This is a genomic window from Promicromonospora sp. Populi, assembly GCF_041081105.1.
Classification (GTDB): Bacteria; Actinomycetota; Actinomycetes; order Actinomycetales; family Cellulomonadaceae; genus Promicromonospora.
The window spans coordinates 1239856-1255370 of the sequence record NZ_CP163528.1 but is presented as its reverse complement, the minus strand read 5'-3'; the positions used below and the strand labels follow the sequence as shown (position 1 = coordinate 1255370).

General features: G+C 69.2%; 11 protein-coding genes. 5 read left to right on the top strand and 6 right to left on the bottom strand.

The features are described 5' to 3' along the window. Positions 1 to 59: 59 nt before the first annotated feature. Positions 60 to 3347 (top strand): NPCBM/NEW2 domain-containing protein, encoded by a 3288-nt coding sequence (locus tag AB1046_RS05650; protein WP_369373225.1) that lies wholly within the window; start codon positions 60 to 62, stop codon positions 3345 to 3347. Between the two features lie 65 nt (positions 3348 to 3412). On the opposite strand, the gene AB1046_RS05645 is transcribed toward AB1046_RS05650, so the two are convergent. Further along, a complete protein-coding gene (locus AB1046_RS05645) occupies positions 3413 to 6691 on the bottom strand; it encodes a family 78 glycoside hydrolase catalytic domain (protein WP_369373223.1) in 3279 nt (1092 codons plus the stop codon). Positions 6692 to 6897: 206 nt separating this feature from the next. Continuing rightward, positions 6898 to 7878, bottom strand: a complete 981-nt coding sequence (locus tag AB1046_RS05640; RefSeq protein WP_369373221.1) for an aldo/keto reductase — start codon at positions 7876 to 7878, stop codon at positions 6898 to 6900. A 151-nt stretch (positions 7879 to 8029) separates the two neighbouring features. Here AB1046_RS05640 and AB1046_RS05635 point away from each other — a divergent pair, with 151 nt between their 5' ends. Both AB1046_RS05635 and AB1046_RS05630 read left to right on the top strand, forming a co-directional pair. Next, complete coding sequence (locus tag AB1046_RS05635) at positions 8030 to 8944, top strand: helix-turn-helix transcriptional regulator (RefSeq protein ID WP_369373219.1); 915 nt, start codon at positions 8030 to 8032, stop codon at positions 8942 to 8944. Between the two features lie 9 nt (positions 8945 to 8953). Next, positions 8954 to 10285 carry an aminoglycoside phosphotransferase family protein gene (locus AB1046_RS05630; RefSeq protein WP_369373217.1) on the top strand — a complete coding sequence of 444 codons (1332 nt, stop codon included), beginning with the start codon at positions 8954 to 8956 and terminating at the stop codon, positions 10283 to 10285. Positions 10286 to 10312: 27 nt separating this feature from the next. Here AB1046_RS05630 and AB1046_RS05625 read toward each other — a convergent pair whose 3' ends face one another. The 3 genes from AB1046_RS05625 to AB1046_RS05615 all read right to left on the bottom strand — a co-directional run bounded on the left by AB1046_RS05625 (position 10313) and on the right by AB1046_RS05615 (position 11858). Continuing rightward, on the bottom strand, positions 10313 to 10843 hold the full coding sequence (locus AB1046_RS05625) for a GrpB family protein (RefSeq protein WP_369373215.1): 531 nt from the start codon (positions 10841 to 10843) through the stop codon (positions 10313 to 10315). Between the two features lie 77 nt (positions 10844 to 10920). Then, complete coding sequence (locus AB1046_RS05620; protein WP_369373213.1) at positions 10921 to 11475, bottom strand: DUF6036 family nucleotidyltransferase; 555 nt, start codon at positions 11473 to 11475, stop codon at positions 10921 to 10923. After that, positions 11472 to 11858, bottom strand: a complete 387-nt coding sequence (locus AB1046_RS05615) for a hypothetical protein (RefSeq protein ID WP_369373211.1) — start codon at positions 11856 to 11858, stop codon at positions 11472 to 11474. The genes AB1046_RS05620 and AB1046_RS05615 overlap by 4 nt, the downstream gene beginning before the upstream one ends. A 236-nt stretch (positions 11859 to 12094) precedes the next feature. Here AB1046_RS05615 and AB1046_RS05610 point away from each other — a divergent pair, with 236 nt between their 5' ends. Next, positions 12095 to 13336, top strand: coding sequence for a hypothetical protein (locus AB1046_RS05610; protein ID WP_369373209.1), 1242 nt, complete (start codon positions 12095 to 12097; stop codon positions 13334 to 13336). Between the two features lie 38 nt (positions 13337 to 13374). Here AB1046_RS05610 and AB1046_RS05605 read toward each other — a convergent pair whose 3' ends face one another. Beyond that, a complete protein-coding gene (locus AB1046_RS05605; protein WP_369373207.1) occupies positions 13375 to 13710 on the bottom strand; it encodes a hypothetical protein in 336 nt (111 codons plus the stop codon). A 120-nt stretch (positions 13711 to 13830) separates the two neighbouring features. Between AB1046_RS05605 and lnt the strand changes: the two genes are divergently transcribed. After that, positions 13831 to 15501: an apolipoprotein N-acyltransferase gene (gene lnt, locus AB1046_RS05600; RefSeq protein ID WP_369373205.1), complete on the top strand. Its 1671-nt coding sequence runs from the start codon at positions 13831 to 13833 to the stop codon at positions 15499 to 15501. Positions 15502 to 15515: the final 14 nt, after the last annotated feature.

Genomic DNA, 15515 nt, shown 5'->3' with positions numbered 1-15515 from the left:
GGCCGCCGGCACTGTACTCTCAAGGCGCTTGCCAGCCCTCAGAGTCGAGGAGTACCCCCATGCGGCCCAATTCCCCCAGCGCTGCGCCCCAGACCGGTCGATTGTTGGCGACCGGGTTGCTGGCGGTCGCGCTGCTCGCACCGCTCGCCCTGCTCACCCCGTCGGTCACCGCGGCCGGAGCGCCCGGCGACTTCGGGAACGAGCTTGTCGTGAACGGCGGATTCGAAGCGGGCAGCGACCCCTGGGTGTTCACGGAGGGCACCGGCCGCGCCACCAACTACCCGCACTCCGGACAGGGGCTGGCCTACCTCAACGCCAGCACCGAGTACAAGGTGTCCCAGCCGCTGACGGTCGAGGCCGGCGGCAGCTACACCACGTCGGCCTGGATCGCGACGGCCGGCGCCGGCGGGGTGCTGGGCCTCCGCGACCTGGACACCGGGGAGCTGCTGGCGTCCCTGCCGCTTCCGGTGGAGGGTAACTACCGGCCGTATTCCCTCGACCCGGTGGAACTGACCACCGGGCAGCACGTGGAGGTGTTCGTGTCGGGCAGCAGCGAGAGCTGGGTCAACTTCGACGACGTCTCGGTGTACGACGACTTGCGGGAGCTGCTCGGCTTCGACGTCGACGGCCAGCAGGGGCCGTCGGTGATCGACCATGACGAGCGCACCGTCACCTTCCAGGTGCCGTACGAGTCCGACCGGAGCGCGCTGAGCGCCGTCGTCGAGCTCCCCGCGGGCTACACCATCAGCCCCGATCCCGCGCAGCCGCTGGACTACACCCAGCCGCGGCAGTTCGAGGTCACCGACAGCTCCGGGGACACGACGTCGTGGACCGTGACCGCCGTCGAAGAGCAGGAGAGCATCGTCATCACCAGCTCGAACGACGAGCTGGTCGACACCTTCAACTGGGCCAAGTGGCGCGCGATGCAGCACGTCCAGACCGGTAAGACCGGGCCGATCGACGTCGAAGGCCCCGTGCCGCCCGATGCTGAGCAGGCCCCCTACATCCCGTCCTACTGGGCCGGCTACGCCCACCGCACCGCCTTCTACATCCGGGACTACGCGCACCAGTCGTCCGGGGCGCACCTGCTGGGGCTCGACCAGGAGAACCGGTCGATGCTCCAGGCCTACGCGGCGACCTCTACCGAGTCGCGCAACTGGTACCCGCTGTGGGCGCTCAACTTCGACGGCAGCTCCTACTTCGTCGACCACCCGAGCGAGGACTACTTCGTGCGCGAGGTGCCCGCGGTCTTCGAGCTGGTCGACAAGGCCGCCGAGCAGTACCGCTGGACGGGCGATGCCGCCTACCTCGAGGACCCGGCCCTCTGGGAGTTCTACACCAACGCCGTGACCGAGTTCGTCGAGCTGCACGACACCGCGCTGCCGAACGGGGTGGCCGAGGGCACGGGCCGGGGGATCTGGTACGGCGCGGCCAGCTACAACGAGCGGTCCGACCACGAGATGATCGAGGCCGGCGACGGCATCGCCGCGCAGTACCAGGCCTTCCGGGGTTACGCCGACCTGGCGCGCGCCCGGGGTGACGAGTCGGTCGCCGAGCAGTTCGACACGCGCGCCGACGAGCTCTTCGAGTACTTCAACACCGACTGGGGGAGTGTCCTCGGCGTCGCGGAGTACGCCCGCGGCCGGATGCCCGACGGCGCGAAGGTGACCGGCTGGGGCCAGGAGAACTCCATGTTCATGGCCTATGACGAGATCATCGACCCGAACAGCCGCAAGGCCCAGGACTTCATCGACTACATGTACCGGATGTACAGCGCGAACCCGCCGAGCAACATCGAGTCGAGCAGCTACGTCCCCGACGCCCTGTTCGCCTACGGCCGGTCCGAGGAGGCCTGGGCCTGGATGCGGGACACCATCATCGCGGCGCTGGACGAGCCGCACGAGGTGGTGCAGCAGGGCACCAACGGCGACTACCCGGAGATCCCCTTCACCCTGGTGTCCCAGACGGTCGAGGGACTGGCCGGCATCGTCCCGGACGCGCCGTCGAACGCCGTCTCGACGCTGTCCCGGCTGCCCGAGGACATCGGCTGGCTCGGCCTGGACCACATCACGGTGGGGGAGCACGACCTCGGGGTGCGCCACGAGGGCGGCAACCGGACCACCGTCACCCACAACTCGGGGTCCCAGCCGCTGGAGACGACCATCAGCTTCTACGGGGGCTACGCGAAGATCGAGGTGGACGGCCGGCGCGTGAAGGCGGACCACACCCTGCAGGGCGGCAAGTCCGTCAGCTCGGTCACCGTCACGCTGGAGCCCGGGGAGCAGGTGACCGCCGAGACGGTGGGTCGCGACGACCAGGAGCGCTGGGGCGACGCGCTGACGACGCACCCGGACGACTTCGAGCTGCAGGCCCCGGCGGACGACGCGGTGGGGGTCGCGCCCCGCAACCCGGAGCTGAGCTGGAGCCGGTCGGACAACGCGAACGAGTACCAGGTCACTGTGGCCACGGACCCGGAGCTGACCGACGTCGTCCGTACCTGGACCGTGCGCGGCACCTCGGCGCGGGCCCCGCGCCTGGAGCCGGGACACAACTACTACTGGGCGGTGACGGCGGTCAACACCCGCACGGATCAGCAGCTGCCGGTACCCGGTGGTCCGCTCACCTTCCGGACCATGCCGACGGCGGTGCCCGCGGCGCCGACCGACCTCGGTGCCTACCGGACCGGTGACCGGGTGGCGCTGACCTGGTCGAACGCACCCTTTGCGTTGACCGCTACGGTCGAGCGGGCGCCGGTCGGCTCGGCGGACTTCTCGGTCGTGGCGGAGTCGGTGGAGACCGAGGGCTGGGTCGATCGTGAGGCCGGCGACGGGCCCTGGTTGTACCGGGTGACCTTGGTGAACGAGCGGGGAGCCGGCGTTCCGGCCCTGGTGGAGGAGCAGCCGATGCCGGCCGAGCTGGCAACCACCGCGCTCAGCGACCGGGACTGGGAGTCGGCGACCATCGGCTGGGGATCACTCGGCCGGGACCAGTCGGTCTCGGGGGAGCCGATCTCGCTGTTCGGTACCGAGTACGAGAAGGGCATCGGTACCCACGCGAACTCCGAGATCGTCTACCGGCTCGACCCCGGCGACGTCCGGTTCAACGCCGTCATCGGGATCGACGACTTCCAGCGCAACTCGTCCTTCTCCTCCGTGGTGTTCCAGGTGGAGGCGGACGGAGAGCTGGTCTACGAGTCGCCCGTGATGCGCGGCGACACCGCACCGCTGCCGGTGGAGCTGGACGTGCTGGGGGTGGACCGGCTGGTGCTGCGGGTCACCGATGCGGGTGACGGCAACAACTCCGACCACGCCGACTGGGCAGACGCCACGGTGCACCACCTGCCGTAGGCGGGCCCGGGGCGCCCTCTCCTTCGTGTTGGTCCGGGCGGGTCACCGCTGCGCGGTCTGGGCGGTCACCGCTCCGCGACGAACGTGTACCGACCGGACGCGACCCGCACCACCACCGTGCCGCCGTCGACCGCCACCCCCGTGACTCCCTCCGCGCGCCGCAGCGGACGCCCCGACTCGGTGACGGCCTCGGCAGCAGGGGCGGGAATCCGCACCGTCGCGGTCGAACCGACGGGAACGGTCACGGCGAGCCGGAGCCTGCCGCCCGTGCGGCGCCACTCGCTGGCGAGAGTGCCGAACGGCGTCCGCGTGGAACCCATCGCCCAGTCCAGGTGCTCGGTGACCGCCGGGGCGATGGTGACGTCCCGGTACCCGGTGTCGGCCGACGTCTGGATCCCGGCGACGTGCTGGTAGAACCAGTCGTCCACGGTGCCGAGGAAGTAGTGCCCGCGGGAGCGGGCCTCCAGCGACCAGTGCTCCCACATGGTGGTCGCGTCGTTCTCGATCATGTAGCCCCAGCTCGGATAACCGGTCTGCACGGCGAGCTCGTAGGCCACGTCCGCGTACCCGTGCTGGGTCAGCACTGGCAGCAGCCACTTGGTGCCGAGCACACCCGTGTTGAGCTTGGTGCCCTTGGCCCGTACGTCGGCCACGATGCTGTCGACGACCCGCCCCGTCGTGTCGGCGTCGGGCACAAGGCCGAAGGCCACGGCGAGCACATTGTGCGTCTGCCGGTACCCGCGGTCCCCGTCGCCGCGGTAGTGCCCGGCCTCGACGTCGAGGAACGTGCTGTTGAACGAGGTTCTGATCGTGGCGGCGTTCCGGGAGAAGTGCTCGACGTCGGCGGCCCTGCCGAGGAAGCCGGCGCTGCGCCGCATGAAGACGGTCATGGAGTACAGGAAGGCGGTGGCCGAGACCCGCAGGTCCTCGGGCGCGTTGCCGCCCGCGGGGCTCGCCTCGGGGCTGACCCAGTCGCCGAGCCGCGCGTCGGGCACGATGCCGCCCTGGGACCGGTTGAACTCGAGGTCCACGTAGGTCTTCATGCCGTCGTAGCACTCGGCGAGCACCCGCTTGTCGCCGCCGTACTGGTAGAGCCACCAGGGGATCATCACGTAGGCCGCGTGCCACGGCGGGCACACGCCCCACTGCCCCCAGTCGCCCGAGCTGGGCGCGATGACGAGCGGCCGGCCCTGGGCGTCCCGCGTCTCGTGCACGTCGCGCAGCCACTTGGCGAACAGCTCGTGCACGTCGAGGTTCAGCAGGAACATCTCCGCGCCGATGGCGGCGTCGCCCGTCCAGCCGTTCTTCTCGAACATCGGGGTGTCGGTCGGGATGCCGTGGATGTTGTTGGTCAGCGTGTCCACCACCGCCCGGTGGGTGCGGTTCATGATCTCGCTGGAGCTGTCGAACGACCCGGTCTCCGCGGCGGCCGTGTGCACCACCTGCGCGGTGAACGCTGAGAGGGGCGGCGGGCCGTCCTGCGGCCAGCCGGTGACCTCGATGTACTGGAAGCCCTTGTACGAGAAGCGCGGTTCCCAGGTCTCGGGTTCCGGGGTTCCGGCCAGCGTGAAGCGGTCGGTCTGGAAGCCTGCCTGGAACCCGCCGTTGTTGCTCATGTTGACCCGCCCGTCGGCGGTGAGCTTCTCACCGTGGGCGGCCCGGATCGTCGCCCCGGCCGGCCCGGTCGCGGTGTGCCGCACCCAGCCGGCCAGCACCCGGGGGAACTTCACGACGTAGACGCCCGGCTCCGGCTCGGTGACCCCGACCGCGGGCAGCGACTCGTGCACCTTGATGGGCTGCTGGCGCTGATTGACCAGCACACCCCGCGGACCAGGCGCCACGGACGCGGCCGCCCACCCGCCGTCGTCGAACCCGACCGTGTCCCAGCCGGGCAGGGCCCGGCGGGCGTCGTAGGCCTCGCCTCCGTAGAGGTCGTCGAACACGGTGGGCCCGTCGTGGATGCGCCAGGTCGCGTCCGTGACCAGGCGCTCGACGGCGCCCCCGGCGTACTCCAGGTGCAGCACCGCACGTACCACGGGGTCGTCGTGCCATGGCGGTGCCTCCCACCGCCATACGTTGCCGCCGGTCATCCCGTAGAAGCCGCGGCCCAGCTCGATGCCCAGCGCATTGCGCCCTCGCCGCAGCTTCCGGGTCAGGTCGACGGCGGTGTACTGGACGGTGTCGTCGTAGTCGGTGAACCCCGGCGAGAGCACCTGGTCGTCGGCGGGAGCGCCGTTCAGCGACACGTTCGCGTACCCGCCGGCGGCCAGGTAGAGCGTGGCGCGCTCCAGGCGCGGCCGGATCTCCAGCTCGCGCCGCAGCAGGGGAGCGGGCAGCGGGTCCCGGGTCGGCAGCCGGACGCCGCCGCCCCACGGGCCCGACCCGTGGGCCGCGATCACGGCGGCCTGGTCCCAGCCGGAGTCGTCGAGGTCCGGCCGTGCGAAGTCCGCCGGGAACTGGGTAGCGGCCTTCCAGGCGCTCCCGGTCGTGTGGGTCGATGTCGTCCCGTCCGAGTACGTCAGTCGCACGACGGCGAGCACCGCCCCCGGGCTGATCGCGTCGTTGGTGCCGCGTACCGCGACGACCGTGGTGGCCGCGGACGTGTCGGCCGTGTAGTAGCGGGCGGCCTGCCAGCCGTTCTCGACGGGCTCGGTCGCGCCGACCTCGACGCCGTCGACCCAGAGCGTGTACGAGTCGTCGGTGGTGATCAGTACCTCGGCTCGCGTGGCGTGGGCGCCGGTCGGGGCGGCGTGCGTGAACCGGAACGCGCGGTCCTGATCGGGCAGCGTGCCCTCCGCCAGCCAGATCCACGAGGCGCCGTCGAAGGTCAGGTCAGTGACCTGGTCCGGGCGGCGGCTGTTGCCGATCCACTGGGCACCGGCCCAGTCGCTCTCGGTGTAGAGGCCGGTGCGGAAGGCCGAGGTGGTCGTGGTGGTGCCGTGTGTGGTCGCGACGTCGACCCGCCAGGTGTGGTCCGTGGCTGCGCGCAGCGGGGGTCCGGCGTACTCGACGTTTGCCGATTCCCGTGACGGCACAACACCGCTGTCCCACACGACGCGGGGGCGCGGCCCGCCGGTGCTGACCCGCAGCCGGTAGGACTCCTGCTCGACACCCCGCTGGTTCGACTCGACAGTCCACGAGAACCGGGGGCGGTCGACGTCGATCCCGAGCGGGCTGGTCTTCTTCTCGACGAGCGGGTCCGCCAGGTGCACAGCGCTGGGGCCATGGCGCTTGGAACCGACGGCGGCACTGGCGGGCGGCGCGGCGGGGAGTGCGGCGGGCAGTGCGACGGCGGTGGACGCAACGCCGGCGGTCTTGAGGAACAGTCTGCGGTCCAGGGACATGACGCCTCCAGGCGTAAACGATCGTCTTCGATCGTCCGGTTGATGATCCGTGCTCCATTGCATCGTTTCAATCCAGCGCCGTCAGTGTAGGGGCGGCCGTGCACCTGGGGCCATCGTCGCGGACCGAGAGGTCGCCATCGAACTCGATCGGAATCCCGGTGAGGAGCGCGGGGGTAACGCGCCCCTCACCGGGTGGTGTGGGTCAGTCAGCGGTCGATGCTGGCCATGTTGGCCTCGCTGTGGCGTGCGCCGGCGGCGGGCTCCAGCGAGTTCAGGCGATCGAGCTGTGCCTGGCTGAGCTCGATGCCGTCCGCGGCGATGTTCTCCTCCACCCGGGACACCCGGCGGGTGCCGGGGATCGGGGCGATGTCTTCGCCACGGGTCAGCAGCCACGCGAGTGCGGTCTGGGCCGGCGTCGCGCCGATCTCGGCGCCGATTGCCTGAACCTCGTCCACGAGCGCGAGGTTGCGCTGGAAGTTATCGCCGATGAATCGGGGGTTGGTCTTGCGCCAGTCGTCGTCGGCAAAGTCGTCGACGGTGCGGATCTGGCCGGTCAGCAGCCCGTGGCCGAGCGGGGAGTACGGGACGAAGCCGATTCCGAGCTCACGCAGGAGCGGGAGGATCTCCGCCTCCACATCGCGGGTCCACAACGAGTACTCGGTCTGCAGCGCCGAGACCGGCTGTACCGCGTGGGCGCGGCGGATGGTCTCCGGAGACGCCTCGGACAGGCCGAAGTGGAGCACCTTGCCCTCGGCGATCAGGTCGGCGACAGCCTGTGCGGTCTCCTCGATCGGCGTGTTCGGGTCGACGCGGTGCTGGTAGTACAGGTCGATGTGGTCGGTGCCGAGGCGCTGCAGCGAACCTTCGACGGCAACCCTCACGTTCGCGGGGCTGCTGTCGGTGACGCCGGGGCCACCGCCCGAGTGGGAGACGAGCCCGAACTTCGTGGCGAGCACGACGTCGTCCCGACGTCCCTTGACCGCCTCACCGACGATCTCCTCGCTGAGGAACGGACCGTAGATCTCCGCAGTGTCGAGATGGGTGACCCCGAGGTCCAGTGCGCGGTGGATGGTGCGGATCGACTCCGCGTTGTCCAGGGCGCCTTCCGAGGTGTAGGTGCCGGCCATGGTCATCGCGCCGAGGCCGATACGGGAGACGTCGAGGTCCCCCAGGGAAACGTCCTTCATGTCGGGTAGTCCTGTTCGTGTTCGTGGTGCTCTGGTTGTTGCCTGCCTTCGTTACCCAGGAAAGGTCAGGTCCGGCGTGCCAGGGAGCCCCTCGCTACAGGGTTAATGCCAGTGACCCCCTGGATCGGAGTCGCTGACGTAGGTTCGAGCCATGGACATCCGGGACGACATCCGTGAGTTCCTGACCACGAGGCGGGCCAGGCTCACGCCCGACCAGGTCGGTCTGCCCGACTTCGGCGGGCGCCGTCGCGTCCCCGGCTTGCGCCGCGAAGAGGTCGCCCTGGTCGCCGGCATGAGCGTCGAGTACTACGTCCGTCTGGAGCGCGGCAACGCCACCGGGGTCTCCGCGGCGGTCCTGGAAGGCATCGGCCGTGCCCTCAAGCTCGACGACGTCGAACGAGCACATCTCTACGACCTGGTGCGGACGGCCAACCAGGGTGCGCACCCGCAACGGCGTCGTATCAGAGCCCAGACGTTGCAGGTCCGGCCCGGTGTGCAACAGCTGATCGACGCCATGGAGAACGTTCCCGTGTTCGTGCAGAACGGCCGGCTCGACATCGTCGCCGCCAACCGGCTCGGGCGAGCCGTGTTCTCCGAGGTATACGTGCAACCGCAACGGCCGGCGAACTTCGGGCGGTTCGTCTTCCTCGACCCCAGGGCGCGGGTCTACTACCGCGACTGGGACGACGCCGCGCACCAGACCGTGGCCCTGATGCGCACCGAGGCCGGACGCGCCCCCTACGACCGTGCGCTCAGCGACCTGGTTGGCGAGCTCTCGACCCGCAGCGATGTGTTCCGCACCCTGTGGGCGTCCCACGACGTCCATGAGCACCGCACCGGGACCAAGAGCGTGCACCACCCGGTCGTCGGTGATCTTGACCTCAGCTACGAGGCGATGGCCCTCACCTCCGAGCCCGGGCTGCTTCTTCTCGCCTATTCGGCAGCACCGGGCTCTCCATCGAGCGACGCGCTCCGAGTGCTCGCGAGCTGGGCAGCCACCGACCAGGAGGCCGGTACGAGCGAGTCACCTGCTCCTACTGAGAGCAATCCGCGAAGCACGGACTAGGGGTTGTCGATGTCCACTGATCCGGCCACGTCCGTCGATGCGGTCTTGGCCATCAGGGCCGCGGACGGGCGGTACCTGGCCCGGTGGGTGGGTGGCTCTCCCGCGCTGCCACGGTTGCCCTTCCAGATGCAGTACCCGCCGATGAACAGCGAGCTCACCGATCGGGTGCGCGTCGAACTAGGGCTCGACACGATCGTCCTGGAGCCGGTCGACTTCACGACTGTCGTGCTGGAGGCCGGCCCGACAAGCGGCTCCTGCCCATCCGACTACGGCTGGGTGTCGGCAGAGCACCTCCTCGGGCAGCAGCCGGCGCTCGACCTGTGGCTGACGCGGACCGAGCCTCCGCGGGCGTCGTGGTTCACACCGGGCTGGTTCGGGCGGGCAGAACAGTTCATCCGGTGGGAACTGGGATCCATAGGGCGTCGACCGGCAGGCCCGCTCAGGCAGGTGAAGCACTGGAGCATGTCGGCAGTGCTGCGCTGCCGGGTCGATACCGGTGGCGACGTCTACCTGAAAGCTGTGAGCCCCGAGCTGGCCCGCGAACCCGCCGTCACGACCTATCTCGGTTCGCTCGGAGTAGGCCCGTTCACCCAGATCCTCGTGACCTCGGAGACCGACGGCTGGTGGCTTGCCGAGGACTTCCGAGGAACCGAAGCGGAGATGGTCCCCCTAGACAGACGTGTCGACTGCATCCGTCAGGTCGCCAGGATCCAGCGCGCGACGATCGGGCGCACCGAGGAGCTCCGTGCCAGAGGCGCGATCTGTCTGGACCCGGCGACACTCGCCGGCCGGATCACCGAACTGCTCGCGCGCAACGACCTGTGGGCGGCCCCCGAAAAGCCCAGCAACCGCAACCGCGGTCTCTCCGACGACGAACGCGCCCGGCTGCGTGCCCTCGGACCCCGGTTGCAGGCCGACCTGGTCGCGCTGACCGCGTTGGATCTGCCGCAGACGGTGGTGCACCGCGACCTGCACCTGGGCAACGCGGTGATTCGCGAGGACGGAATCTTGGTCCACGACTGGAGCTTCGCGACCGTGAGCTTTCCGCTGCTCGACCTCGGCTCCTGGCTGCACGACGCGACCGAGGAAGAAGCTCGCTGCTACGTCGATGCTTATGTCGACGAGTGGAGCGATGAGATCGATCCGCGGATAGTGCGCGAGGCTTGGCGGCTGGGCAAGCCCCTGGCTGCTGTCGCCGAGATGCTGAAGCTCGTCGACCTGGCGGACGCCGTCGGGCCGTATCACGAGTTCAGCTGGCTACCGATGATCTACGGGTGGTGCAGGCGCCTGCTCAACGCCGCCGCCGACGTCGACCTGGAAACGCAGGCTTGGCGCATGTGACGGCCTCGTCGGGAGCTTGGACACGTGCTACTTGTCCCAGACATCGACCATCGGCAGTCCGCGGGCGGCCCGGGCACGGTCGACGATCTCCTGCACCACGACGGTCTTGCGGGCGGTGTAGTCACGTCCGCCTGCCGCGTGCTCCGCGGCTGCCCGCTTGACCTCGAGATAGTGCGCCGCGTCCTGCGGATGCGTCAGCAACCAGTCGCGGAAGATCCGCTGATTGCACCTGTCCCACTGTTCACCGGTAAAGAAGTGCGCGATGTGGGTGCGCCGCGAGACCTGCTGCTTGACCAAAACCAGATGAGTCCGCGGGCCCCGAGCGATCCGCTGCCACCCGATTGTCGCGAGGTCGTCTAAGCGCTCGGCGACCTCGTCCAACGTGCCAACCCTGACGGCGATGTCGATGGTTGGCTTGGCAGCCATTCCCGGGATGGCGGTGGAGCCGATGTGCTCGACGACCCATGACGATTGAATCTCTGCGAGCTCGGCCGCCGCCTCCTCGAAGAGCTGCGGCCATCGTGGGTCGTAATCGTCGACCATCGTCGTCTGCGTCATCGGAAAGAGTCGCACAACAGCCAACTTAGCCAGGCCATCGGCGGACGCTCCTGGCTAAGGCCGAGTGGCCTGGGCTTTCAGCCGTCGAGGCTCATTGGCAAGTGGTCCTGGAGCAACTCGATCGCCAGGAACTTGCTCTTGGGTTCCAGGCGGTTCCCGTACTCGGACTCGGCGATGGCCAAGACTTCCTCGATGGACTTCACGCCAGCGTGGCGGCACAGGGTGAGTATGTCGTCTGAGTCTCGTTCAGCGCGGGCGGCGAGGATCTTCATCGCAAGCAGCCGTCTCGCAGAGGCGACGAGGACGGTGAGCCCGGGTGTCGTGAGCACAACCCGTGCTTCGTTGTCCGGGTTCGCGGTGAGAAAGCCCTTCATCGCGTCGTTGAGCCAGCCGTCGTCGAGCTCGTCCCGCTCAGCCGCCATGCGCTGTGCTTCTGCGAACACCTCGGACTTCGGGGCGTAGACGGCATCGATATCACGAGTGAGGCGGTCACGGTCGTAGGCGAGCGCCATCGCCGAGCCGCCGACGATGTAGAGCTCTCCGACGAAGCCGTTGGAGCCCAGACGTTCGCCGAGCTCGGTGAGGAGCTGGCGGATCTGGTCGGCGTTGAACCCGGCATGGTTGCCGTTCACACGGACTCCAGGCTTGCGGCGTCAATGAAGATGTTACGGATCGCGAACTCGGGCGCGGAGTGTTGCAGGGAGTAGGCGCGCAGCGACTCCGTGGGGCTGAGGAACCACCACGGGCTGAGCACGAAGGCGTTGTCGTAAACCCACTCGGGGATGGCATGTCCGGAGCGGCGGGCCTCCCGCTCGGCGACAGCGGCGAGCATCGCGTCCCAGCGTCGGTCCCCGGTCGATTCAGGCCGATACAAGAATTGGTCTCGGTCCTGGGGGGTCCGCAGCGCCCGAAAATCATTGATCGCCTGAGCAACCATGCGCAACAGGAAGTTTTGGTCCGGGCGCAACTCGGCCAACTCAGATCGAATGACCTCGGCGAGCGAGCCGAGGGTCATGTATGGGTTCGAGTTGTATGCCGAAGCCATCGTGCTCCCTTCCTCGATACGAATCCTATGGGCTCTGCAGCAGAATCGGGCCGAACCAAGCGCTGACGCTCACCGATCCGGTCAACAACCTTTGTAGCGCTAGGTCGATACTCGATGCGGCCGTCCGTCCGTCCGTCGGTTTGGTCGTTCCATAGAGTTGTGGATGAAGGCAGTGCTTGGCGTTGATGGCAGTAGATGATGGTTGTATGTACATCGACGAGAAGGATCGATTGACGCTGCGTCAAGCGTCCGACCTGTATGCAAGGCTCCTTGAGTACGCGATGAGCCCGCCGTTCAGGGAGCGAGCCGAGGCCAACGTGCGCCGGTTGCGGGCGATGGGGGGCCATGATCACGGAACCGGTCTTTGCGTGCGGCACCAGTCGGGGCGGGCGGAGTGCCTCGGCGTCGAGCAGATCGTCTTCGACGGTCCGCCCTATGGTCTGCGCCTGATCGACCGGTTCGCGGAGTGGTCCGCGGACCTTGGCGAACACGACCGGAACCTTCTCGACGGCTGGCGTGAGGGTGACATGTTCAGCGTGTTCGAGGTTCTCCGTCGGGTCGGGGCAGGCTTTCAGGCCCGCAATCTCGGCACCGACCTGGTCCACGTGCTGCACATCGATCCCCGGTCGCCGATGCGGCGCGAGGACCTGCGGACCGGGCGATATGTCGTCGGGCACGCTCTGCCGACCGGTGACTCCTGGATGCTCGCAGGTGTTGTCGAGGTGCACGCCGCTCATCACCGGCGGGCCATGCTAGGTACCGCGGCCGAGCTGGTGCGGAGCGCGCCGGCGCTGCCGTTCCGGAATCCCGTGATCCTTGAGGCGGCGTATGCCGCGGTGAGGCGGGACCACGGTGTGTTCCTGGACGTCTTCGGTGGCCAGGGTGTTGCGCGAACTGCCGCGCACGTCGTTGAGCTCCTCGACCGGTTCTGGGCTCCAGCCGGCTTCGGCGATCCCTGGTGGCCGAGCCTGGCGCTGGAGCGGGACCTGAGCGAGCTGCGCGATGGAATGGCTGGTACGGGTGCTGAGCGCCGAACGTTCCATCCGGTGCACGACCCGATCCAGGGGCTGCGCGTGCTCGACCACGACTACGGGACACTTGCGCGCCTGCACCGCGCGGTGACCCCGGTCGACGCACAGGCTGTGCGGGATGTCGGTGCCGCACTGAGGGCTGAGCGCCTGCCCGACTTCGCGGTCCGTGGCCTGGCAGAGCGCTATCCGGCGCGAGCGAGCGAGATCTTCGATGCGGTGCTCGAACGTCCGGGCTTCGTGTGGCAGGAGGATGGCCCGGCATGGTTGCGGGAACGGTTCGGGGCCGCACCGGAGCTTCCGGGACTGGTCTGGCTGCCGGGAGGCGCGACACCTGCGGGCTCCGGGAAGCTGGATCGCGTTGTCGCCGGGCCGCGACCGGTCGTCGTGAGCTTTCCGTCGATGCCGACGATCACCTGAAGCGCCCGCGAACCTTGAGGTGACTCGGGTGTCTTGGCCTAGCCGAGCAGCAGCCAGATCAGCGCAGCGAGGTTGACCGCTGCTACACCTGCCGGCCCGAACGTCTTGAGCCGGTCGCGAAGGACGGCGCCGATCACGGCGTCGGCCGCCTGCACGACCACCATCGCGACCGCGATCGCGACGACGAACGACACCGCCCCGGTGAAGGGCGCGACCACGGCGACCACTGCCAGTGCGAGGCTCCGGGCGAACGCGTACATCGCTGCCGTCCGGCTCGCAGGGTCGGCCCCGCGAAGCGCGGCGACGGAATAGCCAAGACTGACGAGTGCGCTGATCGCGGTGACGGCACCGCATGACCAGAAGGCAAGGGACACATCTGAACCCTAGAGCGCGAGGCGGATCGAGCCAACGGCCGTGGCGAAACGGAGGCCGCTCAATCCGTGTCGACGGGGGAGAGGATGCTCCCAGGCGCCAGCGCTATCCTCTGCATTGCTTTGAGCAGCACAGTCCCCGCGCACATCACCACCAACGGAGCCGCAATGCGTCGGATGCGCCCGACCACCCCCGGCACGGTAGGCATCGAACGCCCGCTTCTCCGGCTGCCGGCGGCAGTCGCCGTCGCACTGGTCGGCGGGGTTGCGCTCGATGCGTCGTTCCCCGCGCTCGGCTGGTGGCCGCTCGCGTTTGTCGCCGTCACGCTGGCGCTGGTCTCTCTGATCGGGCGGACCGTGTGGGGCGGAGTACTCGTCGGCGCTGCGTTCGGTGCGACGTTCTTCTTCCCGCACCTGTCGTGGGCCGCGCAGTTCCTCGGTGACAACCCCCAGGGCTGGGTGCCGTGGGTGGCGCTGGCGTTCGTCGAAACCGCGATCTTCGCGGCTCTCTCGCCCCTCGTTGTGCTCGCCTACCGGTGGCTGCCGCGTTGGCGCGACACCCGGGCCGTGCGGCTCGGGGTGCTCCCGGTGCTGGTGGCCGGGGCATGGCTGGCGCGGGAGCTCGTCCTGGGCTCCTGGCCCTATGGCGGGTTTCCGTGGGGACGGCTGGGGATGAGCCAGTCGGAGAGTCCGATCGCCCCCGTCGCGTCCTGGCTGGGCGTGTCCGGGCTCGGGTTCCTGATGGTCGTGCTGTGTGCGGGGGCGATCGAGGTCGTCCGGTGGGCGAGGCGCGAGCGGGCCTCGCTGCCTGCGGACGACAGTGTTCGTAGGCGATTCGCCGGTGGTCTGTCGAGGGCTGGTCTGTTGGGCGCGGTGCCCGTGGCTCTGGTCGCCGTCGTCATGCTGGTGGTTCCCCAGTTCCCGACCGCCGACGCCGGCACGATTCGTGTTGGCGCCGCGCAGGGCAACGGCCCCGCCGCCTACGCGGACCAGTGGTCGCCGGATGCGGTGCTGGACTCACAGCTGGCTGCCTCCGCGCCCCTGGAGAGCGAGCAGGTCGACGTCGTGCTGTGGCCGGAGGGCGGCGTCGACAGCGACCCGGCCGCCGACCCGGGCACGGCACGGATCCTGAGTGCCGCGGCGGCCGCCTACGGAGCCCCGGTGCTCGTGAACGCCGCGTCGGGCGTCGACGAGCTCTTCTACAACACCTCGTTCCTCTGGACGGAGAGCGGCCCGGAAGCGACGCACGCGAAACGACACCCCGTCCCGTTCGGTGAGTACGTGCCCGACCGCGACCTGTACGGCGCGATCGTGCCCGGCCTGGTCGGCCTCCTGACGCGCGAGTACACCCCGGGGGCCGACTCGCCGGTCTTCGACCTGGGCCAGGCGAGCGTGGGGCTGGCGATCTGTTTCGACGTCGCCTTCGACGACGTCATCGAGGAGGGCGTGGCCGACGGCGCGCAGGTGTTCATGTTCCAGACGAACAACGCCGACTTCCGCGGCACCGACGAGAACCTGCAGCAGGTCGCGATCGCGCGCATGCGTGCGATCGAGACGGGCCGCAGCGTCGTCAACGTCTCGACGACGGGCACCAGCCAGATCGTCGCGCCCGACGGGAGCACGGTCCAGTCGCTCGCGAGCGACGAGGCGGGCCTCATGGTCGCGGACGTCGAGCTCCGCGACGGCAGCACCGCCGGGGTAGTGCTCGGCCCGTGGGTCAAGGGCGTGCTGCTGTGGGGAACCTTGCTGGGCCTTGCGGTCCTGGCCGTCGGCGTCCGCCGGTCGCTGTACTGATCGGCCTGGAGCCG